Annotated in this window: 16 protein-coding genes; 11 read left to right on the plus strand and 5 right to left on the minus strand. The window is 41.5% G+C overall.

The genetic code is table 11. The features are described from left to right. The first annotated feature begins 48 nt into the window (after nucleotides 1-48). Nucleotides 49-2142, plus strand: a complete 2094-nt coding sequence (locus CXF88_RS08375) for a TonB-dependent receptor (RefSeq protein ID WP_101086458.1) — start codon at nucleotides 49-51, stop codon at nucleotides 2140-2142. Nucleotides 2143-2401: 259 nt separating this feature from the next. Next, nucleotides 2402-4870 (plus strand): prolyl oligopeptidase family serine peptidase, encoded by a 2469-nt coding sequence (locus tag CXF88_RS08380; protein ID WP_101086459.1) that lies wholly within the window; start codon nucleotides 2402-2404, stop codon nucleotides 4868-4870. 440 nt (nucleotides 4871-5310) lie between these two features. Here CXF88_RS08380 and CXF88_RS08385 read toward each other — a convergent pair whose 3' ends face one another. Then, nucleotides 5311-5877, minus strand: a complete 567-nt coding sequence (locus tag CXF88_RS08385; RefSeq protein ID WP_101086460.1) for a TetR/AcrR family transcriptional regulator — start codon at nucleotides 5875-5877, stop codon at nucleotides 5311-5313. Nucleotides 5878-6004: 127 nt separating this feature from the next. Here CXF88_RS08385 and CXF88_RS08390 point away from each other — a divergent pair, with 127 nt between their 5' ends. From CXF88_RS08390 to CXF88_RS08405, 4 genes are all read left to right on the plus strand, one after another. Continuing rightward, a complete protein-coding gene (locus tag CXF88_RS08390; protein ID WP_101086461.1) occupies nucleotides 6005-6649 on the plus strand; it encodes a peroxiredoxin-like family protein in 645 nt (214 codons plus the stop codon). Between the two features lie 11 nt (nucleotides 6650-6660). Beyond that, nucleotides 6661-7803, plus strand: coding sequence for an L-dopachrome tautomerase-related protein (locus CXF88_RS08395; protein ID WP_101086462.1), 1143 nt, complete (start codon nucleotides 6661-6663; stop codon nucleotides 7801-7803). 887 nt (nucleotides 7804-8690) lie between these two features. Then, entirely contained in the window at nucleotides 8691-13580 is a 4890-nt protein-coding gene (locus tag CXF88_RS08400; RefSeq protein WP_101086463.1) for a PAS domain S-box protein, read from the plus strand. Between the two features lie 3 nt (nucleotides 13581-13583). Next, entirely contained in the window at nucleotides 13584-14522 is a 939-nt protein-coding gene (locus tag CXF88_RS08405) for a diguanylate cyclase (protein WP_101086464.1), read from the plus strand. A gap of 530 nt (nucleotides 14523-15052) precedes the next feature. Here the strand turns inward: CXF88_RS08405 and CXF88_RS08410 are convergent. Then, entirely contained in the window at nucleotides 15053-16021 is a 969-nt protein-coding gene (locus tag CXF88_RS08410; protein WP_101086465.1) for a DUF3187 family protein, read from the minus strand. A 724-nt stretch (nucleotides 16022-16745) separates the two neighbouring features. Between CXF88_RS08410 and CXF88_RS08415 the strand changes: the two genes are divergently transcribed. Then, nucleotides 16746-17087 (plus strand): hypothetical protein, encoded by a 342-nt coding sequence (locus tag CXF88_RS08415; RefSeq protein ID WP_101086466.1) that lies wholly within the window; start codon nucleotides 16746-16748, stop codon nucleotides 17085-17087. 42 nt (nucleotides 17088-17129) lie between these two features. On the opposite strand, the gene CXF88_RS08420 is transcribed toward CXF88_RS08415, so the two are convergent. Both CXF88_RS08420 and CXF88_RS08425 read right to left on the minus strand, forming a co-directional pair. Then, nucleotides 17130-17441, minus strand: coding sequence for an EscU/YscU/HrcU family type III secretion system export apparatus switch protein (locus CXF88_RS08420; RefSeq protein WP_041413136.1), 312 nt, complete (start codon nucleotides 17439-17441; stop codon nucleotides 17130-17132). Between the two features lie 11 nt (nucleotides 17442-17452). Continuing rightward, the gene (locus CXF88_RS08425; RefSeq protein WP_101086467.1) at nucleotides 17453-19621 is read right to left on the minus strand and encodes a hypothetical protein; all 2169 of its coding nucleotides are present in this window, start codon (nucleotides 19619-19621) and stop codon (nucleotides 17453-17455) included. Nucleotides 19622-19964: 343 nt separating this feature from the next. On the opposite strand from CXF88_RS08425, the gene CXF88_RS08430 reads away from it, so the two are divergent. Together CXF88_RS08430 and CXF88_RS08435 are read left to right on the plus strand one after the other, a co-directional pair. Beyond that, complete coding sequence (locus CXF88_RS08430) at nucleotides 19965-20744, plus strand: VacJ family lipoprotein (RefSeq protein WP_101086468.1); 780 nt, start codon at nucleotides 19965-19967, stop codon at nucleotides 20742-20744. 46 nt (nucleotides 20745-20790) lie between these two features. Beyond that, entirely contained in the window at nucleotides 20791-21912 is a 1122-nt protein-coding gene (locus tag CXF88_RS08435; RefSeq protein WP_101086469.1) for a response regulator, read from the plus strand. A 673-nt stretch (nucleotides 21913-22585) separates the two neighbouring features. On the opposite strand, the gene CXF88_RS08440 is transcribed toward CXF88_RS08435, so the two are convergent. After that, on the minus strand, nucleotides 22586-24094 hold the full coding sequence (locus CXF88_RS08440; RefSeq protein WP_101086470.1) for a peptide MFS transporter: 1509 nt from the start codon (nucleotides 24092-24094) through the stop codon (nucleotides 22586-22588). 533 nt (nucleotides 24095-24627) lie between these two features. On the opposite strand from CXF88_RS08440, the gene CXF88_RS08445 reads away from it, so the two are divergent. Both CXF88_RS08445 and CXF88_RS08450 read left to right on the plus strand, forming a co-directional pair. After that, the gene (locus CXF88_RS08445; protein WP_101086471.1) at nucleotides 24628-25275 is read left to right on the plus strand and encodes an OmpA family protein; all 648 of its coding nucleotides are present in this window, start codon (nucleotides 24628-24630) and stop codon (nucleotides 25273-25275) included. A gap of 34 nt (nucleotides 25276-25309) precedes the next feature. Continuing rightward, nucleotides 25310-26134 (plus strand): mechanosensitive ion channel domain-containing protein, encoded by an 825-nt coding sequence (locus tag CXF88_RS08450; protein WP_101087193.1) that lies wholly within the window; start codon nucleotides 25310-25312, stop codon nucleotides 26132-26134. Nucleotides 26135-26249 lie beyond the last annotated feature (115 nt).

The following is a 26249-nucleotide window of genomic DNA, read 5'->3' on the forward strand; positions in this document are numbered from 1 at the left end:
AAGCTTAAGCATATCATTTTCGATAATGTCTTGTTATAAGGAAGTTGTATGTTGAGTTATTCCGCGGCGTCATTAATTTTGTCGCTAGGTGTTATTGGGGTGAGTGAAGCCAGTGCGGTGGACGACTCGATAAATACGTCTGGGCAGAGTGCAAATCACAGTGAGCATGACATTAAGAGTCACAGTGAAAGTCACAGTGAAAACCCTCAACATTCTGAGCATGATGACCCAAAAGCGGATGTTGATGAACACGAGCATGAACACGAAGAAGAAATGGAAACCATTGTCATACAAGCCACTCGCTCTGGGCGGATTGCCGATGAACAGCCTATTCGAGTTGAGGTGATTAACCGCGAAGAGATTGAAGAAAAAGCAGCGATGAGACCGGGTAATATTTCTATGCTGGTGGCTGAAACGGGTGGGGTAAGATTACAAACTACCTCACCGGCGCTAGGCAGTGCCAATATTCGCCTACAAGGCTTGTATGGTCGTTATACCCAATTACTGGCCGATGGTTTACCGCTGTATGGTAACCAAGCAGGGTCGATTGGTTTGTTGCAAGTGCCGCCGACTGATTTAAGTCGCGTTGAAATTATTAAAGGCTCGGCATCATCACTTTATGGTGGTTCAGCACTCGGTGGGGTGATTAACCTTGTGTCTCGAACGCCTGGCGATGAACTCAGTGGTGAAGTGTTGGTCAATGCAACCACGCGCGATGGTCAGGATGTGACCACCTATTTTGAGTCGCCATTGAGCGAGAATGTAAAAGGCTCGGTGACGGCAGGAGCTCATTATCAAGACAAGCAAGATATTGATAATGACGGCTGGATCGATTTGGCAGGTTATGAGCGATACACAGTTCGTCCGCGATTATTTTGGGAAGGACAAGAAGGACAAACACTGTATGTGACTAGCGGGTTTATGACCGAGCAGCGCACTGGCGGTACTTTAGGTGATAACACGGTCGCTGATGGCACTTCGTTTGAACAATCGCAAGATTCCGATAGGCTTGATGGCGGCCTAGTGTTTAGTATGCCGTTATTAGAGTCATTGACGTTTAATACTCGCGCATCGGCGATGGTACAAGATCATGTGCATGTTTATGGTGCCGATATAGAAGAAGATCAACACGAGAGTTATTTACTTGAAAATAGCATTGCAGGTTATACCGATAACAGTGATTGGGTTGTTGGTTTAGCCTATCAGTCTGAAATCTTTGCCTCTAACACGTACCCTGAGTTCGATTATTCTTATAAAGTTCCGGGTGCATTTGCTCAACTTGATTATGAGCTGACAGACCAAATCACCACATCTTACAGTGCGCGCATTGATGAGCACAGTGAATATGGTACTCAATTTAGCCCAAGAGTGTCGGTGCTTTATCGCCCAAGTGACTTAACCATAAGAGGCTCTTATGGGGAGGGGTACTTTGCCCCTACGCCGTTTGTTGAAGAGATTGAGGCCGCAGGATTATCAAGATTAGCGCCGATTGACCACTTACAAGAAGAGCGCGCTAAAACGGCATCGCTTGATGTGAGTTATACCTTTAATGATGTGGAAACGAGTTTGACTTTGTTTGGCTCGAATGTGGATAACGTCACGGGTTTAGAGGCTTTCTCTGCCAATAACGATGGTTCATTAGATGCTGTTAGATTAGTTAATGCACCCGGCGAAAGTCAGATCCGCGGTTCTGAAGTGTTGCTGCGTTACTACTTAGGCGATGTAAAGCTTACAGCAAGTTACTTGTATTTAGATGCAACTGAAGTGTCACCCGACGGAGACGGCCGTAGAGCCATTGCTTTAACACCACGTCATTCTGGTGGTTTTGTCGCTATGTGGGAGCAACATGGCAACTTTAGAGCGGGCTTTGAAGCTTATTATACCGGCACCCAAAACGTTAACGATAACCCTTATATTGATGAAACCAATCCTTATTGGCATCTCGGTTTAATGGGCGAAATTACTGTGGGCAGAGTCAGTTGGTTTATTAACTTAGAAAACTTACTCGATGTAAAACAAACCGATGAACATCCAATGTTACTGCCTAATAGAGCGCCTAGCGGCCAATGGACTACCGATATCTGGTCACGTAACGATGGCTTTATTGCTAACGCAGGTATAAGAGTTAAATTTGGTCATTAATCGCGTTTTGCTCGTGTAAGTTGGCCCGCCACAAAACAGATGAACCGTCAGTTTAATACTGGCGGTTTCTATTCCATTTCCATTTTCACTGTATTGCTTCTTTTATTCACTTACCCATCGTTAATTCACTTATCCTTGTTAATCAATGATCCGCATATAAAAGGCGACAATTATTGATACACAAAAAATATGCATTTATCGGTCAGTTTTGTCACACTTGCATAAAGAATCAATAAAAAAGCAACAATAAGGACAGGTAATGAAAACGTTTTCTCTGGTGTTAACCAGTTTAGCCATTGCAATATCGGGCATGGCGCACGGGGCAGAAATTGACGCTAAGTACATTCAGCGAATCGGCCCAGTAAATCAAGTCTCAGCAGCGCCATTATCGAAAAGTGCTCATGCAGATGCGCTGCGTGCTAATTTGGTTGCTCAGCTTAGCCAGGCTAATCACGCCAGTAAGGTGACGGTATTTAATCAACCACTGTCTTGGCAAGCTGCATCAACTAAGGTTGAAGGCGAGGGCTGGTTAGCCTATCAAGTGACAATGTCGACAGATCGTTTTACCCAAGGCACATTAACCGTTAAAGGGCTTGAAAATCCTCAAGTGTATTTGAATGGGCAATTGGTTAAATCTGCCGATAAAGTCGAACTTGAACTGATAAATGGTGACTACCACCTTGTGGTATTGGCCGATGGCCAAGCGCAAGATAACGAATTTAGCCTTGATTGGCAGGGCAAAAGTGAAGTTGATAATCTCGACTTTGCTGCACAAAAAACACAGCGAGTATCTGCGGAGCAGTTATTTGATTCAAAAGTGATCAGTGGCTTAACCTTGTCACCTAATGGCAAGTATTTATTGCAATCGACCATTGAATACCAAGCTAGCCAAGGCGATACGCCGATTCAAGTGACCGAGTTACGTAAATTATCGGACAACAGCGTGATGTACCGCTGGCAAGATAACCGCCCAAGCAGTGCGGTTTGGTCAAGCGACTCTTCACAGCTCGTCTTTGTGGCTAACAAACAAATTCAATTATTTAATGTTGCTGATTTGAGCATTAACGTTGTCGCGACTGATATGGACAATGTGTCTGGTTTACAGTGGTTAGGTAACACTGTGTTATTTAGCTGGGAAAAGCCTTTTAAAGCCGATGAGAAAGCGACATCAAAACGTTTTCAAGCATTAGAAGACCGCTGGAGTTATTGGCGTAACAACAGTCAACTTTATCAAGTAGATGTTGCCTCGGGCTTTATTCGTCAACTTACAGACAACAACGTCAGCAGTTCTTTGTTAGACAGTAATGCAGATAAAGGCAAACTATTGTTAACGCGCTCGCCTGTGGATTATGCACAGCCAGCCCATGGAATAACGCAGCTTGTTGAGCTGACGTTAGCTGATTTAAGCGAAACCATGATAGGTGAGTATCGCAGTTTTAATAGTGCACTATATGCTGATGACGGCATGTACATTACCGCTGGGCCGCGTTTTATGGACGGCACAGGAATACAAGATCCTAATATTGAAGTGAACGACTATGATGGTCAGTTATATTGGCGTGATGCTAAAGGCAATGTCAGTGCACTCAGTAAAGCGTTTGATCCTTCCATAGGCAGCATGACCAAGCTTGAAAATGATGATTTAATTGTGACGGTAACCGAAGGCGACCGTGCACCTTTGTATTTATTTGATAAAAGCAAAACACGCTTTAATCGAATAGACACTGGTGTGGATATGATCGACGGTTTTAGTGTTGCCATTGAACAATCTACGCCGACATTGGTATTTGCAGGTACCTCAGCCACTGCGCCGCAAAAAGCCTATAAAATGGCAGTTAATTCAAGCCGCAAACAGTTGCTGTTTGATAGTCAACAACTGAGCTATGCCAACACGCGTTTGGGTAAAATTGAAGATTTTGATTTTACGAATACCCATGGGCATAACATTGATGGTCGTGTTTATTTACCTGCCGACTTTGATGCCAGTAAAAAGTATCCCGCATTAGTGTATTACTATGGCGGCACCTCACCTGTAGGGCGTCATTTTACCGGGCGTTGGCCATTTAATTTATGGGCAGCCCAGGGATATGTTGTGTATGTTGTGCAACCAAACGGTGCAACCGGATATGGCCAAGCTTTTAGTGGCCGTCATGTGAATGCCTGGGGCAAGTACAGCGCTGACGATATTATCGAGGGCACTAAAGCTTTCTTAAATGCGTACCCGTCGGTTGATGCTAAACGCGTGGGCAATATGGGCGCATCTTATGGTGGCTTTATGACTATGTATTTGGCGACAAAAACCGATATATTTGCGGCGTCAATGTCGCATGCGGGGATCAGTAATTTGTCGTCTTACTGGGGCCATGGCTGGTGGGGTTATGGTTATTCTGGCGTGGCCAGTCGCGGCAGTTTTCCGTGGAATAATCCAGAGCTCTATGTAGAGCAAAGCCCGCTATACCATGCAGACAAAATTACCACGCCGTTATTACTTATTCACGGTAATGCTGACACCAACGTACCTGTAGGTGAAAGCCATTACATGTACACCGCGCTTAAACTATTAGGCAAAGAAGTTGAGTTGGTTGAGTTTAACGATCAAGACCATCACATCAATAGCCGCCAAGCCCGCTTTGATTGGTGGAATACCACTATGGCATGGTTCGATATGAAGTTAAAAGATGAACCACAGTGGTGGAACAGTATCTACCCAGAGACAAAAAAACAGTAGTGACTTAACCTCAGCTCGGGATAATAAGCGGTTATCAAACAGCCATTTGTCTCGCTAACTGTGTTGCATTGACTTGCAATAGGCTCGCTATTGATGCGTCTATGCGCCTTGCTAGCAAAACAAACGACAAGTTTGATATTAAATAGGCTGAATATTTTCATTTTGCCTTACATATCCCACCTCTTAACCCGAATTGAGGTTACTTAAGGTTAAACAGCCTCGTATTGCGAGGCTGTTTTTTTACGTGTGGGCAACGTGCGCAAAAGGACTTAATCAAAGTAATGTGGTCATTGGAACGTTTGACGTTGAGCGACCACTTACATAGGTAAACTGTTGCACCAAGATACCGTAGTTATCATTAATAACAATGTGGTTAAACTGTCTACATTCAGTCCCGTGATAGCAGGGGGAACTATCAAAATACTGGGTAATGCACAGGCTTAACACTCTTCCTTTAACCATGGCAGTAGCGCGTTGATGGTGTTGGTTTGGGTTGCTGCTGATTCTGATTGATAGCCGTAGATGCGGATCCCAAATGTGACGGTCATCAGTTGAGCTGCATAGGCTTTAGCGGTTTCAGGCTCAAATAATTGGCTTAGGTAATGTTGATATACATGCTCAATCTCAGTTAATTGTGATGAGGCAAATTTGTATAGCTCGTTGCCTTGAGAGGCGAGTTCAAGTTGGGTTTTGATTAAGAAGCAGCCACAGTAATCACAAGACTTTGACTGCTCGACAATGTTGTCGAGGATCTGTCTAATACCTACTTTGACATCGTCAGCTTGTTGCATCAGTTGATGTATCGCCTCAATCGAAAAGGTGGCGTAGCGTGCTAAGGCTGCTTGGAATAAGCCTTCTTTGCTATCGAATTCATAATATAAGCTACCCGGTTTTAATCCGGTGGCTTTAGTGATTTGCTGAATGCTCGATGCGGCATAACCATTTTGCCAAAATAGGGTGATGACCTTATCTAATACGTCCGCTCGTTCAAAATTTTTCTTTGCCATGACATCGATCCTCAATCGTTACTGACGCTATAATACCACTACTTGAATGATTGTTCAAAAACTGCTTGCGTTGTTGACATGATTTGATTATCTTGAATGAAAATTCAAGATAATCTGAGAAGCCATTATGTCATTATCCACTCAACTGACTGAAAAACGAGATGCCTCTGCAGCCAACTTACCTGCAGAGGTATTGGCGATCATGTCGGATGCGACCTTAAATCTGAAGTTATCCGGCATTATTGATAATGCGCCTAAGGCTGGCGATAAACTGGCTGCGTTTTCGTTAACGAATGCATTGGGCGTTACCCGTCATTTAACCGATTTGTTAGCCAATGGACCGGTTGTGGTGACATTTTATCGTGGCAATTGGTGCCCTTATTGTAATTTAGCCTTGCGTGCCTATCAGCAGCATCTTGCTGAATTTAAACAGTTAGGGGCAACACTGGTGGCCATTACGCCTGAGTTACCTGATATGTCACTTTCAACGGCAGAGAAAAATGAACTTGAGTTTGATGTATTGTCAGATGTGAATGCCGAGTATGCCAAAGCGCTTGGACTGGTGTTTACGTTACCTGATTCAATTCGTGATCTTTATAAGAAATTTGGTGTCGAAGTTGAGAAACATAATGGTGCTGAACAGTTTGATTTTCCGCTTGCTGCGACATTCGTAGTAGCCAAAGATGGCACCATTGTGAAAGCATTTGTTGATGCTGATTATACTTACCGTCTTGATCCTGAAGATATCATTAGCTCATTAAAAGCACTGTAGGGATCTGATTTATGATGTTTAAAAGCTTATTTGAATCTAAAACCGTGATGGCATCTAGAATGAACGTATTACCTAAAATAGTGTTGTTATCTAAAGCGCGAGTGATTGCGTCTTTGGTGTTGCTGAGTAGCCTATTAACCAGCACAGTGTTTGCCGCTGATTATTCGGTGTTTCGCGAGCTAGATAGCCAGCATCCTCCTGGTAATGTGGCCGTGTCGTCTACAGGGCGAGTGTTCATGAGTAATCATCACTTTTACGGTGTTGATTCGAGAATTGTTGAGCTTAAAAAAGATGGCTCTATCGTTGATTATCCCAATACAGAATTTAATCAAAATCTTAATCCTGTTTTGGGCGTGGTAATTGATGAACAGGGTATTTTATGGATGCTTGAAACCGCTTCCGCTGATGGTGTCGGGCGACTTATCGGTTGGGATACTCAACAAAACAGCCTATACAAAACAATATCTTTAACTGCGTCAGTATTGCCCAGTAATTCATTTTTAAATGATCTTGCGGTTGATAGAAAGCACGAAACGGTTTATATCACCGATCCTGCTGGTGGCAGTAATGCAGCATTAATTGTGGTTGATTTAACGAGTGGCACAACAAGACGAGTATTAGATGGCAGCGTTTATACCCGTCCCGAAGATGTTGATACGGTGATTGATGGCAATACTTTATCTATCGGTGGCCAGCCTATTCGTATAGGGGTTGATTCTCTGACCGTAGATCCGAACAACGAGTGGGTTTATTTTGGTGCATTGAGTGGTGAGAAGCTATATCGGGTGCACACTCAATACCTACTGGATGCTAAATTATCGGCTAATATGTTACGCAGCAAAGTAGAGTTTTATGCCAATAAACCGATTAGCGACGGCATCACCATTGATAATGGCGGCAACATTTATGTTACTGACATAAGCCATAATGCTGTCGGTTATATCGACACAGATCGTCAATATCATATTTTGTATCAAGATGATGACAAGTTCAGTTGGTCTGACGGCTTTTCAACCACGGCTGATGGTAAGTTGTTAGTTACGGTGAATAAGTTACATCAGTCTCCAGTGGTCAATAACCAGCAAGACAAAAGTGATGGCCATTATTATATCATTCAGTTTGACGCATTAACCGAAACGACAGTTGGGCGTTAGAGCTGAGACGATGACAAGCGGGTTAGAGCTGAGATGATAACGAGCGATGACAAGCGGGTTGGAGCTGAGATGATAACGAGCGGGTTAGAGCTGAGATGATAACGAGCGATGACAAGCGGGTTAGAGCTGGGATGATAACGAGCGATGACAAGCGGGTTGGAGCTGAGATGATGGCAAGCGGGTTGGAGCTGAGATGATGGCAAGCGGGTTGGAGCTGAGATGATGACGAGCGATGACAAGCGGGTTGGAGCTGAGATGATAACGAGCGATGACAAGCGGGTTGGAGCTGAGATGATAAACGAGCGATGACAAGCGGGTTAGAGCTGAGATGATAAACGAGCGATGACAAGCGGGTTGGAGCTGAGATGATAACGAGCGGGTTGGAGCTGAGATGATGACAAGCGGGTTAGAGCTGGGATGATGACAAGATGGTTGGAGCTGAGATGATGACAAGCGGGTTAGAGCTGAGATGATGACAAGCGGGTTAGAGCTGAGATGATGACAAGCGGGTTAGAGCTGAGATGATAAACGAGCGGTTGGAGCTGATGGCAAGCGGGTTAGAGCTGGGATGATAACGAGCGATGACAAGCGGGTTGGAGCTGGGAAGCGAGGCTGCCTAATATCATGATTTATCCTTAATTAAATCATCTTTTTATATCGCTTTTCTTCGCCCGTCATCAGCCTTCTAGTCATTTATCTGTGATTATCGCCTTTTACCGCTTTTAATTGCTTTTAATCGTTTGTTATCGCTTGCTACCGCTCGTCATCGCTTTTACTACTGTTTATCGCCTTTAAATTGGGAAACACTATATTTTTCAGTGTCTAGCTTGTAAAAAACTATTTTGTCGTCCAAAGTTAATGCCTATGACACTTAACTAATGATAAAAATGACCATACTATCTAGTTATAAAAATGCGCTTAAATTGGGTATTGGAGTATTTGCTTTTGGCTTAGTCATTAGTTTTGTTACTGTTTTAAGTGTTAAGAATCAAAATAACACCATCATTACTCAATCTCTCGAAACGGTATCTGAACAAGTTGCTAACAATATTATTGATCGGATCGTTTTGTATCAATATGGTTTACGAGGTGCTCGAGGTGCCGTTTCCACTATCGGTGAAGACAAAATAACCCGCGAAATTTTTAGAAAATATAGCTTAACGCGTGATATTGAGAGTGAATTCCCTGGCGCTCGTGGGTTTGGTTATATCCGACGTGTTCCTGTAGCCGATGAAGCTGATTTTGTTGCCAAAGCTAAACTTGATGATTGGCCAAATTACAGTGTACGTCAGCTTAACCCTCATGATGATGAACGGTATTTGATTGACTATATTGAACCCATTGAGCGTAATCTTGCCGCTGTCGGTTTGGATATTTCCTCTGAGCAAAACCGCAAAAATGCCGCACAACAAGCGTATTTAACTGGTGAAGTGCGCTTAACTGGGCCGATCACGTTAGTGCAAGCAACAGGTAATCCTTTACAAGCCTTTCTCATTTTAATGCCCATTTACCGTACTGGTTTTACCCCATCAACCGAAGCATTAAGGGAGCAACAAGCTTTTGGTTGGAGTTATGCACCGTTAGTTGCCAATGAAGTGTTTGATAAGATCAGTTTATCCCGTAAGACCACAAAATTATTGATCAATGATGTGACCGATGCTCAAAATAATGTCATGTTTTATGAAACCCACTTAGATGATGTAAATCCGTTATCGGATTATTCAGTTACATTAGATCGAGAGATATTTGGGCGTAAATGGCATGTATCGTTAGTGGCTTATCCCGAGTTTGTCAGTGGTTTACATTTAACCTCTTCTAATATTGTGTTCATTTATGGTGCGATTGTTAGTTTGTTATTGGGCGGGCTTATTGGTTTTTACGGCTACGCATTAGGTCGTAAGCGCCTAATTTTGGAAGATAATGAAAGACGTGCCAATATTTTAGAACATTCGCTTGATGCGATTATTAGTTTTGACTGTGATGGTGTTATTACCAGTTGGAATGATGGCGCAGTAACGATTTTTGGTTATGAAAAACATGAGGTGATAGGTCTCAATAAAACAACGTTCATTGTTCCTAACGATGGATATGATGCAGAAGCTGAAAAGTTTAATCAGGTCCTTAGCGGTAAATCGTTATTAAATTTTGTTAGCCAACATAAACGAAAAGACAATGCACTACTGTCAACGTCGATGACCTCATTGGCTATTTATAATGAGTTTGGCAAAATAATCGGCGTCAGCCAGACTATTCGAGATATTACGGTACAGCTGAATGCTGAAAAGCAAATTTTAAATATTAATGCCAACCTTGAACGTAAAGTTACCGAGCGGACCCAGGCGTTACAGCAAGCACTGTCAGAAAATAAAACCTTACTGGATAATATTAACCAGCAGCTGCTTTATTCTGAAACGGATAAAGACGGCGTTATCTTGGGGGTAAATGATTATTTCTGTTTAGCATCTGGATTTACTCGTGAACAAATGATCGGTCAGAAGCATTCAATTTTGAAATCTAACCAGCATGATGATGCCTTTTGGGCCTATATGTGGCAAACCATTAATGCTGGTAAAACTTGGCATGATGAAGTGTGTAACCATGATAGTCAGGGTAATGTTAAGTGGTTTGATACGGTCATTGCGCCTGTGATGGATGCGGACGATAACCTTGAACGCTGCTTTGCACTGCGAATTGATATTACTGAACGTAAGAATACCCAGCTTGAAAAGAATGAACTGGCTTCCTTACTTACCAATGTGCTTGCAGCTGCATCAGAAATAGCCATTATTTCCACCGATAATAACGGTATTATTAATATTTTTAATCGCGGTGCCGAGTTATTACTTGGCTATCAAGCTGAAGAGATAGTGGGTAAGCAAAGCCCTGCAATATGGCATTTACCTTCGGAGATCCGTGAACGCAGTAAACAGTTAACCAAAGAATTTGGCGAAGATATTATTGCTTTTGACGTGTTTGTGTATAAACCAAGAGTACAAGGGCCTGAAACGCGTACTTGGACGTATATTCGTAAAGATTTATCTCAGTGCCAAGTGTCGTTGTCGGTATCCGCTATGCGCGATCAAAATGGAGAGATAATTGGGTATTTAGGGGTAGCGGTTAATATTGATGTGATGCTTCAACAACAAGAAGAACTAGTATCAGCCAGTAACCAACTGTCCAAAGCGGCTGAGGTGGCTGAGTTAGGTATTTGGAATTTAGATTTTCACACTAATCGTTTGCAATGGAACGATCGTATGTTTGCCATGTACGATTATCCATTAGCGCTTACGGAAGAGGAATTAAGTTACCAACATTGGCAAAAACGGGTCCATCCAGATGATCTTGCTATGGCTGAACTCGCTTTAAAACAAGCCATTGACTTAAACCTTCCTTACGATCCTACTTTTAGGATCATTACCAGTACGAATCAGATTCGCTATATTCATGCTGGTGCCCATATTAGTTACGATAAATCAGGTAAACCGGTGCGTGTGGTCGGGATTAACCGCGACATTACTGAGCAACGCGAGTTAGAGCAAACCTTGCGGTTAGCGAAACAAGCTTCAGATGCAGCCAGTGCAGCTAAATCTCAATTTTTAGCGAATATGAGTCATGAAATCCGTACCCCAATGAATGCTGTATTAGGCATGCTACAACTTATTCAACATTCTGATATGAGTCGTCAGCAAGCTGATTATGTTTCTAAGGCTGAAATAGCTGCTAAGTCATTATTAGGGCTGTTAAATGATATTTTAGACTTTTCTAAAATTGATGCTGGTAAGTTAGAACTTGATTTGCATCCGTTTCAACTGGAAACGTTAATGCGTGAGCTAGCGGTGATGCTGGCGACCAATGTACACAGTAAAAATTTAGAAGTTATTTTTGATTTAGATCCTGCCATTCCATACCTTATTGAAGGTGATGAACTTCGTTTGCGCCAAGTGTTGTTAAACCTTGCGGGTAATGCGATTAAATTTACCTCAGAAGGTCATGTTATTGTCAGTGTACACTGCAATGAATGTATTGCTAACCAAGCGAATTTAACCATTTCGATTACCGATACGGGTATCGGAATCAGTCCTGAACAAGGGAGTAAAATTTTCCAAGGTTTTGTCCAAGCAGAGTCTTCAACGTCAAGACGATTCGGCGGTACAGGATTGGGATTAGCAATCACTAAACGTTTAGTTGAGTTAATGGGCGGTGAATTAACGTTATCGAGTCATGTTGGCAAGGGCAGTCGCTTTTGGTTTGATTTGACGTTCAATATTGTTGAAATAAAGAATAACGATTTAGATATCGACTTACAGGGTAAGAATATTCTGATTGTTGATGACAGTAAGATGAGCCGTAAAATTTTATCCAAAACCTTAATGGCCCATGGTGCTTATGTTAATGAGGCTCATAACGGCAAGCAGGCTATCAATCTTATTGATCAAAGCTTAAATGCTAGCAATCATTATGATGTGATTATTATGGATTGGCGCATGCCTGATAAGAATGGCTTAGAAACCGCCAATCATATTCAAGCGATGTTTCCGGCAGGTAAAGCTCCGGCCATTATTATGCTGACCGCGTATGGTGCAGAGGTGATGGAACAAACTAAACAATATCGCCAACAGCCTTTTGTGAGTATGTTGACCAAACCGGTGACGGCGAACTTGATGCTCGAGTCGGTTTACCGAGCCATTCATGGTTTAGAACAGCCAATACAATCTAGAAAAATAACTAATTTAGCATTAAAAGGTGCCAGGGTTCTGGTGGTTGAGGATAATCAGCTTAATCGCCAAGTTATTGATGAATTATTACGTCTACAAGGTGCGATTGTTACATTGGCTAAAGACGGTATTGAGGGTGTTGATTGGGTCACTAAGTCAAATAATCAATTTGATATTGTTATTATGGACATGCAAATGCCGGTAATGGATGGACTTGAAGCAACACGTATTATTCGTGCCGATGGCCGATTTAATGATGTACCTATTTTAGCGATGACGGCTAACGCATCGCTTGCCGATAAAACTTTATGCCTAGACGCGGGGATGAATGATCATATCGGTAAACCGATAGACATGACACTTTTGTTACCTTGTATACTTAACCTGCTAGGCCAAGATAATAGTGCTTATTATCATTCAACTGTTAATAATCCGCCTGTTGCGTTACCTGAGGTGCGTAATGATGGCGACGATGATGCGATTATCGAAAATCCTGATTCTATTTTACGTCGTTTTGGTGGTGAACTTGCCTTTTTCATTGATGTGAAACATCATTTTGCATCAGAAATGTCAGAGCAATTATCATTACTTACGCAAGCGTTTGCACTCGAAGATGACAATGCTATCAGTAGTATTGCTCATACAATTAAAGGCACTTCGAGTAATATTGGTGCTAAGCGGCTGGCAGCTTTTGCTGCCACACTAGAGCACAATATAAAAAATGCTGTTAATGTTGATTCAGATGCTTGTTTAAGCCAAATGCAAGGCCAGATAAATGATAGCCTGCATATGTTAGATACTCTATTTCCAGATGAAAGTGCTGTATTAACCACTCGCACACTTGATAATAGCGCTGTATTGCCGATACAAAGCATAGACGCGGATAAAACCGATCGATTAATGGCATTATTGGTTGATCAAAATTTAGATGCCATTGAGTATCTTGAGCGCCTGTTAAGCAACGTGGTGCCAGATAAACAGTGGTTAAGATTAAAAAACCAAGTGAGCCAACTTGAGTTCTTGGATGCTGTCGATACATTAAAATCGATAATTAAGGAGTGATGCGTGTTCATAGATGAGTATATTTCAGGTTCTGCGCCTGTTAGAGGTAAAATACTGTTAGTTGATGATCAAGTTGTGAACATCAAAATATTGCATCAACTCTTGCAAGCGGATTACGACATTTATATGGCTCGCGATGGTCATCAAGCCATTGATATGTGTAAAAAAGTCAAACCAGATATCGTATTGTTAGATATTGAAATGCCGATGCTCAATGGATTTGATGTGTGTGCACATTTGAAACAAGATCCCGATACCGAAGATGTGGCGGTTATTTTTGTCACCGGTCATTTTGATGAAGTTAAAGAGGTTAAAGGATTTCAGTTAGGGGCAGTCGATTTTATTCATAAACCCATTAACCCGGTTATCACTAAAGCACGTATTAAAAATCAGATGATGTCTAAATCTCAAACTGATTTATTACGCTCTATTGCACTGTTAGATGGATTAACCGGTGTCGCTAACCGGCGTAAGTTTGATCAAGTGTTGCCTGTAAGTTGGTTACAATGTGCGCGTGAAAAACAGCCATTGACCATTATTTTATTGGATATCGATTTCTTTAAGCACTTTAATGATACTTACGGCCACACTGAAGGTGATACGTGCTTACGCATCGTTGCACAGAAGATTCAAGACACCGTTAATCGTCCTTATGACTTAGTCGCGCGTTATGGTGGTGAAGAGTTTATCTGCGTGCTACCAAACACCGATTTAATTGGCGGAACTTATGTGGCTCAGCAAATTGTTGACAGTATAGTGTCATTAAAAATAGCTCATTTAAATTCACCAATATCTGAATTTGTTACTGTAAGCGCAGGGGTTTCAACGGTAGTGCCAATGTATGATATGCCGAATAAAAATTTAGTTGAAGCGGCAGACAAACAATTGTACTTAGCCAAAGACCGTGGCAGAAATAGAGTGTTAGGTTGTTTAGCAGAATAGCTTAGCTGATCATAGTAGCTAAAAGAAAAGGCCTAGATAACTAGAGCGCTACGCTGCTAGATGCTATAAAATCTTAGCAACAGCCTAGAACGCTGCGCTGCTAGATGCTATAAATGCATAGCCCTAGAGCTTAGAGTCTAGACTACTAGAGCGCTTCGCTGCTAGATGCTATAAATGCAAAGGCTTAGAGCTTAGAGTCTAGACGACTAGAGCAGCTGCGCTGCTATAAAACCAAAGGCCTAGATGACTAGAATCTAGTTCGCTTGATATCGCTTTTCATCGCTTGCTATCGATTTACATTTAACAGCGCAGCTGTCCTTAGCAGGACGCAGTCCGCCCTAGAAGCGCAGCGCTCTAGAACCTATGATCTAGGATCTAAGCTTAACAGCGCAGCTGTCCCTAGCAGGACGCAGTCCGCCCTAGAAGCGTAGCGCTCTAGAACCTAGAATCTAGGATCTAAGCTTAACAGCGCAGCTGTCCTTAGCAGGACGTAGTCCGCCCTAGAAGCGCAGCGCTCTAGAACCTAGGATCTAAAATTTATGCCGATAACCTAATACATAAGCTATATCAGCACTGTTATCCATGTTTAAAAAGTTCTCAACCATAGTGAATTCGATGGCGCTGCTATTGAAGTAATAGCGATAACCCAACACCGCTTCATTAGAGGCTTCTGAGAAGTTTTTATCCCAACTCACCATGCCATCATAACGATGATATTCAGCTAACCAACCGTGCCTACCTCTACGATATTCGTAACCCAGCCCCAACATTAAGTAATGTGATTCGAAGGCATTTTGCGATAACGGTTCTGTATTGTGTAAGAAACTCATTCCTAAAGTCGAGTTCACATGGTGATTGCCATTGTGATAACCGTAATTGATTTGTACGCTTTGCTGGAAACTTTCATCAACAAATGGGCCTGAATCTACATACTTGTAGTACAAGGTTCCCCCGATGGAAATACCATGGTGTTCATTTTGCAGTAATTGATAACCTAGGTATGCAGTAAGAGCATTATTGAGGGTTTCACCATTAAAGTTTTCAACATTGATATGGTATTTTTCTGAATGGATCTGACTTTGGTGTTTCGCTTGTTTATTACGACCATTTTGATCAAATCCAAAAGCATCGTGAAACCACATTGTTAAGGAGTCTAAATGGTTATCACCGCTAAATTGCCAAGTGTATTTAGCATCAAACAATAAATCCTCAGTGATTTGCCATTTTAAGCCGCTGCTAATCGCATTTTGGTAGTAATCAGCTAATAACTCATCTGACTCTGACCAGACGCTGGCTGCATTGGCTGTGATGTACCATTCTTTTTGACCTTGGGGCAACGAAAAGCCAGATCGTAAAAGTGGGCTAAGATTAATAGATTGCATCGGTGATTGCGCATATACCTGTAACGGTCCGTAATCATTAAAACTGACTACTTGCGCTTTTGCAGGCAAGATCGTAAAAATACTCACAATGGATATCAGTTTAAGGTTGGTCTTCATCGCTATTCCCTGAGTTAACTGTCCAGTTAATCTATTTGTATCGGCTAATTACATAAATAAAATAAATACTCGTATCTGCCAATATTTAGTGGTGTTAGTTGATGAGGTTGTGCGCATTATGATGGTATGAGAACATAATTTAAATATCCAAAAGGAACACATTATGACGTTCAGTTATATCATCACTCCTATGTTAACAATAGTATTCACTGTTTAAGATAATGTTAGCTAATATTACTGAATATTTAAACGATTATTTTATTTGTAAAGTATTGATTATTATCTGATAGCAAGGTATAAAATTATTTATAGGCTCCTTGTGAATAATGAAATTAATATGATAGTGTTAATTTTGAATTGTTATTTGAATGCTGTTGCTGTACAGAAATATAGTTTCTTTAATGTGTTATTTGTGATATCAAACTGCCGGTTTATTCAGTTTTTAGTTGTATTATTTAAGCGTTATTTCCCCAAAATGTGTAATGGATACGCATTAATAAAATGGATTTGTAATGAAAAAACTTTCTTTTCAATTTACGCAATCAATGTCCTTCGAACTATTTCTTAACCTTTATATTTCTGCAATACATCATCGATTAGTTTACTCAACTGTACCTTTTATCTCTGTTGTTTATGACATTGTTATTGGCGAGAACGTTTTTTTCAGGATCACTTGCTGCAATATTAGCGATACAGTCCCTCACTGTTCGATGCTGGAGCTGTGATGGATTTCATTTGGTTGTTAGGTTTACTGGCCATCTATATTCCAATCCAAATGTGTATTGATACGTACATTGTGTATCGAACTGACGTACAACAAAAAGGTTGTGATTACCTGTTGGCATTTATTCCGTTGTTGACGTTTGCCTATCCAGAGCACTATTTGTATAGTTTTATCTCTTTAGCGCTCATTGTACTGTATGGCATATCACTGCGTTATTATGCTGCATTTAATGATTGGCTTGATTTTGATCAAGATCGTTTAGCTGGATTGTGTCTCGGTGGATTGGGGGTTGGTGGCATAATTATCACCGCGAGTTTGATTTACCAATTTGTACAGCATTAACCTAAGATGATGTAGGTTTGACAATTTTATCGCTGAATGGCGTTATGCTTGAGCGACAATTTTTTGATGAAGATTATCCCATTGTTCTGGGAATTTCCCATCCAGCATATACACAAATGCAATCAATTCTGCGATTAAAAGATACAGCTCTTTAGGTACTTCATCACCTAATTCTAATAGCTGCAAAAACTCACTTAAGTGTGGATCTTGATGTATATGGATCCCCGCTTCTTTAGCGATTAAGATCATCTCCTCGGCAACTAAGTCCTTACCCGTAGCAGTAATTTTAGGAGCACTTTTACCATCAAAACTGAGTGCAACTGCTTGCTGTATCTTTTTCGAGTCATCTTTCATTATTTTCTCTATTAAGCTCTGGTTTTGACTAAATAGTGATCGCCAGGTAATAACGTCGCTGGAATTTGGGCTAACTGTGTTGTGAGCTTACCTGGTGTAAAACCAATTTGTGTAATTTTATCTGACAGTGTTTGGTTAAAACGTTCTACTTTCGTAAGTAGCATTTGGTTGTTGCCTTTAAATTGGATATCAAGCACATCTGCCTGCTTATGAGCACAAATCAATAATGATCCTTGGGCTAAATTAAATTTGAGTTGTAGTTTCCATCCTGCTTTTTTATCTTTGTCTGAATCATTTTCTTGTTCAAATTTACCTTCAAACTGTTCATCGCGTTGGTTAATTGAATAAGGTAGAGCAAAGTACCAAGTCATGGCTTGATTGGGATCGGTGCTTGCATGTTGGTACAGCGCAATACTGTTAGCCAATTGTGCCAAAGAGTCTGCCCCTCCTAACTTATCTAATGCGGCTAACAGACCTGAATTAGCACTGAGTTTACTCAAGGTCCGTTGTTGCAACTGCGCAAGGTGGGCCTGAAGTTTATCGCTGATCCCTGAGCCTGTTGATTTTGTTTTCACCCCTAATAACAACTGGAATAGAGTTGTGATAGCGCTACCAGAAAACAGAGGCGAGGGTTGTGAGTTAGTTGAGTGACCTAGCTGAGTGTGGGCAAGATTAAGCGCCGCTAAACTGTATAGCTCACTGCTGAGTAATGCTGGATCACTTAATGCACTTAATGGATGCGGGCTAATTTGTGGCAAATGCTTAAACAGTTCACTGGCCAGATTATGTGGGACTTGTTGGCTTAACTGCTGTTTTATTGGCATCGCGCCTGCTTTTGATAACGCTTTATTCAGCACTTCTATTGGTGCAGGGTCACCGTTCAATTTGTTTAATGCGTTGTTGTTGGATGCATTGTTGTTTAATGCGCTGTTGTTTAATGCATTGTTGCTTGGCGCATTGCTCTTTGCACTATTGTCTATCGCAGAAGCGGTGTTTGCTTTGGGTGTGTTTTGTTCCGCTAATGATTTTGTCGATAACGATGTTTGCTCTACCGTGTTGGTAGCATTTTTGGCTAGATTGGCTTGCTGAGCCATATTGCTGGTGGTTTTAGTGAGATTCGATTCAGATGATAGTCCTGATGGATTAGGTTGTTGTGTTACCGGCCCCCCAGTTTTTACTGTAGCACTATCTTGGCCGACTTTGGCTGAAAAAGGCGTTAATTCAATAGGCGTTTTTTGTTGGGTATCGCTTCCTTTTACCGCATTGTCAAGTGTTGGCAGTGGTGTTGACTCTAGCTTTTTTAGAAATTGGCTGAGGATTTGTGCTGGTTCATTTTTAGTGATGATGATGTTTGCTGCTTGAACAGACTGATCTGCTTGAGGCGTTGTGGTGAGTTTCGTTAAATTAACGGTTATTTCAGCAATGACTGGCGTGAGCGCAAGTTGCAATTGCTGATGCTGCACCACCACCTTAGCTAAATATTGGCCTGAGTTTAACGCGGTGTTTGGCGATAATTGGATGCTTGTGCCACCCGAAAAAGTTAATTTCCCTTGGTCTATTATCGCTGTAGGCAGAGGATAACCTTGAGTTCTGGTTGCCAGCGTTGCGAGTTGTTGTGTTGATACACCATTTTGCTTTGCCAGTTCCTCAAGACCTTGTGGTAAGGAAAGCTGAATGGGTTGTGCCAAAAGCACTAATTGAGTGGTAACTGTTTGGGCGGGTGATGTGGCCGTTGAGCCAGCAGAAGCCGTTGACATTACAGGGGTGGTAGCTTGGTTGTTGATGATTTCTGTTTGGACTACGGGGACATTTACACTGGAAACGGCACGAGCCACAAGTTTAGCGTGATCGCTTGCTATAACGACTTGCGCTGTCTGTTGTAATAATTTTTGCAGTTCAGCGGTCTTGTTTAGTTGATATTGCTGATTTTCAATGGTGACGTCGAGTGGTGCGTTTGCTGGTGGTTGTAACACTTTGACGGGCAATAATACGGCTGCTAAATCTGATTTAGTGGTCGACGAGCTAGATACCGCGGATTTGTCATTTGAAGTTTTTGTTGGTAAAGAAGGACTATCGGTTTGAGTTTGTTTGCGCTCAGACAACTTCTGCGGACTTGCATCTGCAGGTTTTATTGTGACGGTATTGACCGTTTTTTGAGGGAGCGTTGTTGGTACAGCCATAGAAATCCTTTCAAACGAACATGTTTGTCTATTGAAATCAATCTACATGTCAGTGAACAATATTAACCACATTTACAATTTTTTGATTGATATTGTCAAATGGCACAGTATCCTTAGCTCCCTGTTACCTTATTGGGGTAACATACAGGGTTTTATTGCCATTACAGTGAATGATTGCTGATAACACAGACGTATGAGTAAGGCCTGACTGATAAATAGTGAATAATAACAGCCTTACACTTGCTTGCTAAATTATATCGACTTGAACAAAAATTGCTTTAATAAAAAAGACAAAAATAGCAGTTTGTTGAGTAGTACCTTTTGTCATTTTAAAGAGAATTATATGAAGTATAAATGGATATTACTTCAGGTGTTTGTTGCCGTTAGCATGCCCGTGTATGCCGAAGCAGAAGCACCTCAAGTTGCCACATCATCACGTCCTGCGGTCGAAATCAAATACAATGATCCTCGCGATCCATTTGAAGAAGTTAACCGCACAATGTGGGACTTTAACTATCTGTTTTTAGATCGGTATATTATTCGCCCAGTTGCCCATGGTTATAAAGACTATGTCCCTAATCCAGTCAGAACGGGTGTTAATAATTTTGTTTATAACCTAGAGGAACCTAGCTCTCTGGTGAATAATACCTTGCAAGGAAAGTGGGGATGGGCTGCTAATGCCGGCGGTCGTTTTACGGTTAATACCACCATAGGTTTACTGGGTTTAGTCGATGTAGCTGACATGATGGGGATGCACCGTAAACAAGATGATTTCAACGAAGTGTTGGGTTATTACGGTACCCCAAATGGCCCTTATTTTATGGCGCCGTTTTATGGCCCAATTGTGACAAGAGAAATCGCCTCTGATTGGGTGGATGGTCTATACTTTCCTTTATCTGAGCTAACGATGTGGCAGTCAGTATTAAAATGGGGTTTAAAAGGCTTGGATGCTCGTTCTAAAGCCATTGATCAAGAAAGATTATTAGACAATGCTCTTGATCCTTATGCTTTTGTAAAAGATGCCTATTTGCAGCATATGGATTACAAAGTTTTTGATGGTGATGTGCCATCTAGTCAAGCGGACGATGAGTTACTTGACGAATATTTAGATGAACTAGAATAGTCGAGGCATACAGGCACCTCGGCAGTGTAGTTTGCGAGGTTGTTGTATGGCGCTTACTGATGTCGAGATCCTCTTTGTTGAAGATGACCCGATATTTCGCCATGTCGTTGCTGATTTTTTGCAGCGGCAAGGTGCTCGGGTTCAACAAGCATGTAATGGCGATGAAGGCATAGCCCTTTTTTCCGATGCTATTTTTGATATTGTTATTGCAGACTTAAGCATGCCAGGCCTTCATGGTTTGTCGATGCTTAAACAAATGCAAGATATTAATCCTGCTATACCCGCTATTGTTATTTCTGGTAATGATGTGATGTCTGATGTTGTAGAAGCATTGCGCATCGGTGCCAGTGATTATCTGACTAAACCTATTGCTGATTTATTCATTATTGAGCAGGCAATCATACAAGCGATGATGTCAGCCGCTACGCCGATGAATGTTTCTGGGCAATCGCATTTACAAGAAATGAATGAGTTATCTTATCAAGAGCTTACCGATAACTTATCTTTACTTGAGCAAAATGCTCAAGCGGCCAAAAGTGTTCAGCAGCAGTTATTTCCTGCGTCGCATATCTATTATCCCAAAGCCGAAATCAATTACAGTCTATTTAAAAATAATGATGTTAGTGCTTACTTCATCGATTCTACAATGGTGGGGGAGCATCATTTAGTGATGTATATGGCACACTTTTCACCTGAGGATAATAGCGCCGCTTTTGGCTGTGTCTTATTGCGTAGTTTTATTAATCAAAAACTTAAGTTATTTAGAAATGGTTTAAGCAATACCTTAATCGAACCTAATAATATGTTGTCTTATCTTCATGAGCGTATGGTGAAGTCTGGGTTACATATTAATACCGATATTATTTATGTGTGCCTCGATTTGACCCGCTACCAGTTATCAATAGGGCAGTCTGGTAAAGGATTAAGGTGCTATTTACGTAACGGTAATGAGCTTACTCCTCTAGCATTGCCAGAATCAGCACCTCTTGGCAGTACCGTATGGGATAAGCCGAGTATGCAAACTAGAACCTTGTTACTGGATGAACAAATTTGTATTGGCACACATTTTTATGAGCATAAACAACAACTGCTTGATAACCGTTTTACAGGATTGGTTTATCAATCCGATATTAAAGCAGGTGGCTTTATGCAGTTAGCGTGTCGCTGATCATTGTTAGAGACTATTTAGACACTAGAAACCTAGAGCGCTGCGCTGCTAGGACGCTTCGCGGCTAGAGGCTATAAAAGCAAACAGCATAGTGAAGTGAACCTAGCAGGACGAAGTCCGTTCTAGCAGCGAAGCGATCCTAGCAGGACGAAGTCCGTTCTAGCCGCGAAGCGATTCTAGCAGGACGAAGTCAGCTCTAGCAGCGAAGCGACTTTAGCAGGACGAAGTCCGTTCTAGCAGCGAAGCGATTCTAGCAGGACGAAGTCCGCTCTAGCAGCGAAGCGATTCTAGCAGGACGAAGTCAGCTCTAGCCGCGAAGTGAACCTAGCAGGATGAAGTCAGCTCTAGCAGCGAAGCGATTCTAGCAGGACGAAGTCAGCTCTAGCCGCGAAGCGATCCTAGCAGGACGAAGTCCGCTCTAGCAGCGAAGCGATTCTAGCAGAACACAGTCCGTTCTAGCAGCGAAGCGACTTTAGAAGGACGAAGTCCGTTCTAGCCGCGAAGCGATCCTAGCAGGACACAGTCCGTTCTAGTAGCGAAGCGACTTTAGCAGGACGAAGTCTGCTCTAGCAGCGAAGCGATCCTAGCAGGATGATGTGGGTATATAAAAAATCCCCTCACAAGTGAAACTTGGAGGGGATTTTATTAAGAATAACAATTACATCAAAACCAATTAACGTTGAATTCCTTCGTGTTCGGCCGTGACTGCAATTTCTTCTTCTAATACTTCTTCTTCAGTCTCATTTTTGTTTTCTGCACCGTGCATCCAGTCAACTAATTTATCTGACATTAGGTATAAAATAATACCTGAGACGACCGCGGTAATACCAATGCCGGCAAAAATTGCCATTGCGTTAGCGAGTTGTTCTTCGACTTCGCCGCCATGGCCAATCAATGAACCGACTAGGCCACCAATTTTGTTTGCAGCAGCAATAAATAGGAACCATGCACCCATCATTAATGATGCAATACGCAGTGGAGCCAGTTTAGTGACCATCGATAAACCAATTGGTGATAAACATAATTCACCCATGGTGTGGAAGAAGTAAGCTCCTACTAACCACCACATGCTTGATTTAACTGAAGCGTCGCCACCCATTTCGAACACTGCGCCCATCATGAATAAGAAACCAATGGCCAGTAAGAATAAACCTAACGCAAATTTAACGGGTGAGTTAGGTTCATTTTTACCTAAGCGGATCCAAATAGAGGCAATCACTGGGGCAAAAACAACAATAAAGATAGCATTGAGTGATTGGAAGTAAGTGGTCGGTACTTCCCACGAGCCAATCATACGATCGGTGAAATTGTTGGTGAACAAGTTCATTAATCCGCCTGCTTGTTCGAAGCCAGCCCAGAAAATAATGGTGAATAACCCCATTACCATAATGACTTTAATACGGTCACGTTCAATCTTAGTTAGTGGTTCACTTCTGGTTTCACCTCTCGCTGCATTTTTTCTTTGTTCTACTTTAGCTGCCGGTTCGGTACCGATGTCGCCAAGTAATTTTTGAGCAAAGAAAAATTGAATAATCAACGATAAAATCATACCAACACCGGCGCAGAAGAAGCCTGCTTGCCAGTTATTGATAAACACGTCTTCACCACCAATAACCACTTCATGACCAAATGAAGTGTAAGCCCAAGCAACGATAAAGCCTGACAAGGCTGCACCTAAGTTGATGCCCATGTAAAATATGGTAAATGCGCCATCACGACGGTGATCACCAGCAGGGTATAAATCACCTACCATTGTGGAGATATTTGGTTTAAATAGGCCGTTACCTATAATTAGCGTCCCTAAACCAATATAAAACATAGTGGTTTCTAAACCCGGCATCCAGCTATGTGGTGCTGCAAGCGTAAATTGACCCGCTGCCATTAAGAAGCCACCAATATAAATGGCTTTACGTTGACCCAATACGTTATCTGCTAGCCAGCCACCAATTAATGGTGTTAAGTAAACTAAACCGGTAAAAGTACCATATAGAGATAATGCGTCTGCTTGGCTCCAGCCTAAACCACCACCTGCTTCATTGCTTTGCACTTTATCTACCAAATAAAGTACTAAAATTGCACGCATTGCGTAATAGCTAAAGCGTTCCCATAGTTCTGTTGTAAAAAGCAAGAACAGCCCCTTAGGGTGTCCAAACAATGTACCTTGTGGTTTTGCGTCACTCATTAAGTCTTCCACCTTAAGCTTGTGATTGCCTGTGAGAAAATATCGTCACAGAAATAATTGTTTGCAAGAGTTGTCTATGATTGCCTTATCAACTAACACTTGAAATAACGGGTGTTTGACCGTGATGAAGCAATACTGAGCAACTTTATTGTTTATTTTTTATATTAAATAATGTCAGTTTGACGCTGAATGCTAACCAAACATCAAAAAGCTAACCTTATATACCCTTTTCATGCCGACAAAGTCAATGTTAATGCGGGGAACAGAGAGGTTAAGCTTGTTATAAAATGTGTCAATACAAACAATCAACTATCAGTAATGTTAGTTATTTGTATTGTTTTTGTTGCAAAGTTGGCTGGAAATTAATAAGGTTTTCTGGCATCGAGCCGATACCTATATCACGCTTAAGTGACATTTTAGTTAAGCATGATTGTGCAAGGTGTTGATTATAAAGTGTTGTCTTTTAATTTAAGCGATAAACAGTTAAAATACGATTCTTTAACAAATTTCGATGTCATGTCGAAGAGGTATTTATGACTATCATTCGAGCTGTGACATTGATTTTAATTGGCTGTTTTATCTGCACTGCCCATGCATGGGTTGATACAGATTTTGACGGCGTTCCTGATAAAAAAGATGCCTGTAATGATACCCCTGTTAACAGTGTTGTTATGGCAAATGGTTGTATTGATACTGAATTGTTGATTGTTGATGAGGATGCCGAAGATGATGCTGAGTTTGATGAAGCTGAATTAGGCGCGACAGTAACAAATAATTCGGCCCTTATTGCTGAACAATGTCGTCAACAACGAGATGTTTCTGTGGCAGTAGATTGTTTTGGGTCTATTCTTCAACCTGTGTATTTTGATTTTGATAAATCAGTAGTGTTGTTAACTCAGCGGCCAACCTTGGTTAGGGTACAGCAATACATTGAGCAACATCCTCAAGTGGCTATTCGTTTAGAGGGACACACTGATAATATTGGTAGTGATGCTGTTAACCGCTCACTATCACTTAAACGTGCAGCCACCATTAAAGATTTACTCGTAAATGAGTACCAATTTCAACCGACGTCGATTGAGATCGTTGGCATGAGTAACAAAAATCCGATCGCGGATAATGCCACTATAGAAGGGCGTCAGCGTAATCGACGAGTAGAATTTATTATATCGGCAGAATAAGACTGCTATTAAAATGGAGAAAGAAATGGAACATATAGAAGGTTTAGATGCTTTAGTGGAGCAGGCACCTGAGTTTTTGATGACTTATGGTCTTAAAGCGCTAGCTGCTATTGTTATTTTTCTCATCGGTAAGTATTTTTCCGGTGTAGCAAAACGTATAACAACCAAATTATTGACCAACCGCAAAGTGGATACAACAGTTGTTTCGTTTGTGGCAAACTTAGCGTGGATGTTGGTGTTTGTATTTACTATTGTCGCCACGCTGGGTCAAGTTGGTGTGCAAACTGCGTCATTGGTTGCGGTTATCGGTGCCGCGGGTTTAGCAGTAGGTTTAGCATTACAAGGTTCACTTTCGAACTTTGCATCAGGTGTATTGATGGTGCTTTTCCGTCCATGTCGGGTAGGTGACTTTATCGAAGCGGCTGGTGTTGCCGGTGTAGTTGATGAAATTACCATTTTCTCAACCCGTTTACGTACTGGTGACAACAAAATGATTATCGCGCCTAACTCAGCGATTATGAACGGCACTATCACCAACTATTCAGCACTAGAAAAGCGTCGTATCGATTTAACGATTGGTGTTTCGTATACTGCTGATATCGCTAAAACTAAGAAGGTATTAGCGGATATTTTAGATAATAATCAGTTTGTGTTAAAAGACCCTAGTTATACTATCGGTCTAGCTGAGCTTGCTGACTCTTCAATCAACTTTGTTGTACGTCCGTGGGTTAAAACACCAGACTATTGGACTGCGCGTTTTGAATTGCTTGAGCAAATCAAGAATGCATTAGATGCAGCTGAGATTGAAATTCCATTCCCACAAATGGATTTGCATGTGAAAGAAGTTCCAGCAAAATAATATTGCAGACAAGTTAATCTTCTAAAAACCAGCATTTGCTGGTTTTTTTATACCTAATATCCGCTCTACTCCCCCAAAAATATCCTTAATTGAGTTGTTTTTCTGCGTCAATAAT

This window comes from Shewanella sp. ALD9, from assembly GCF_002836315.1.
GTDB lineage: Bacteria > Pseudomonadota > Gammaproteobacteria > Enterobacterales > Shewanellaceae > Shewanella.

Excerpts from the sequence above, each read along its gene's own strand:
- CXF88_RS08375 (WP_101086458.1), top strand. The coding sequence starts at position 49 with ATGTTGAGTTATTCCGCGGCGTCATTAATTTTGTCGCTAGGTGTTATT.
- CXF88_RS08380 (WP_101086459.1), top strand. The coding sequence starts at position 2,402 with ATGAAAACGTTTTCTCTGGTGTTAACCAGTTTAGCCATTGCAATATCG.
- CXF88_RS08385 (WP_101086460.1), bottom strand. The coding sequence starts at position 5,877 with ATGGCAAAGAAAAATTTTGAACGAGCGGACGTATTAGATAAGGTCATC.
- CXF88_RS08390 (WP_101086461.1), top strand. The coding sequence starts at position 6,005 with ATGTCATTATCCACTCAACTGACTGAAAAACGAGATGCCTCTGCAGCC.
- CXF88_RS08395 (WP_101086462.1), top strand. The coding sequence starts at position 6,661 with ATGATGTTTAAAAGCTTATTTGAATCTAAAACCGTGATGGCATCTAGA.
- CXF88_RS08400 (WP_101086463.1), top strand. The coding sequence starts at position 8,691 with ATGACCATACTATCTAGTTATAAAAATGCGCTTAAATTGGGTATTGGA.
- CXF88_RS08410 (WP_101086465.1), bottom strand. The coding sequence starts at position 16,021 with ATGAAGACCAACCTTAAACTGATATCCATTGTGAGTATTTTTACGATC.
- CXF88_RS08415 (WP_101086466.1), top strand. The coding sequence starts at position 16,746 with ATGGATTTCATTTGGTTGTTAGGTTTACTGGCCATCTATATTCCAATC.
- CXF88_RS08420 (WP_041413136.1), bottom strand. The coding sequence starts at position 17,441 with ATGAAAGATGACTCGAAAAAGATACAGCAAGCAGTTGCACTCAGTTTT.
- CXF88_RS08425 (WP_101086467.1), bottom strand. The coding sequence starts at position 19,621 with ATGGCTGTACCAACAACGCTCCCTCAAAAAACGGTCAATACCGTCACA.
- CXF88_RS08430 (WP_101086468.1), top strand. The coding sequence starts at position 19,965 with ATGAAGTATAAATGGATATTACTTCAGGTGTTTGTTGCCGTTAGCATG.
- CXF88_RS08435 (WP_101086469.1), top strand. The coding sequence starts at position 20,791 with ATGGCGCTTACTGATGTCGAGATCCTCTTTGTTGAAGATGACCCGATA.
- CXF88_RS08440 (WP_101086470.1), bottom strand. The coding sequence starts at position 24,094 with ATGAGTGACGCAAAACCACAAGGTACATTGTTTGGACACCCTAAGGGG.
- CXF88_RS08445 (WP_101086471.1), top strand. The coding sequence starts at position 24,628 with ATGACTATCATTCGAGCTGTGACATTGATTTTAATTGGCTGTTTTATC.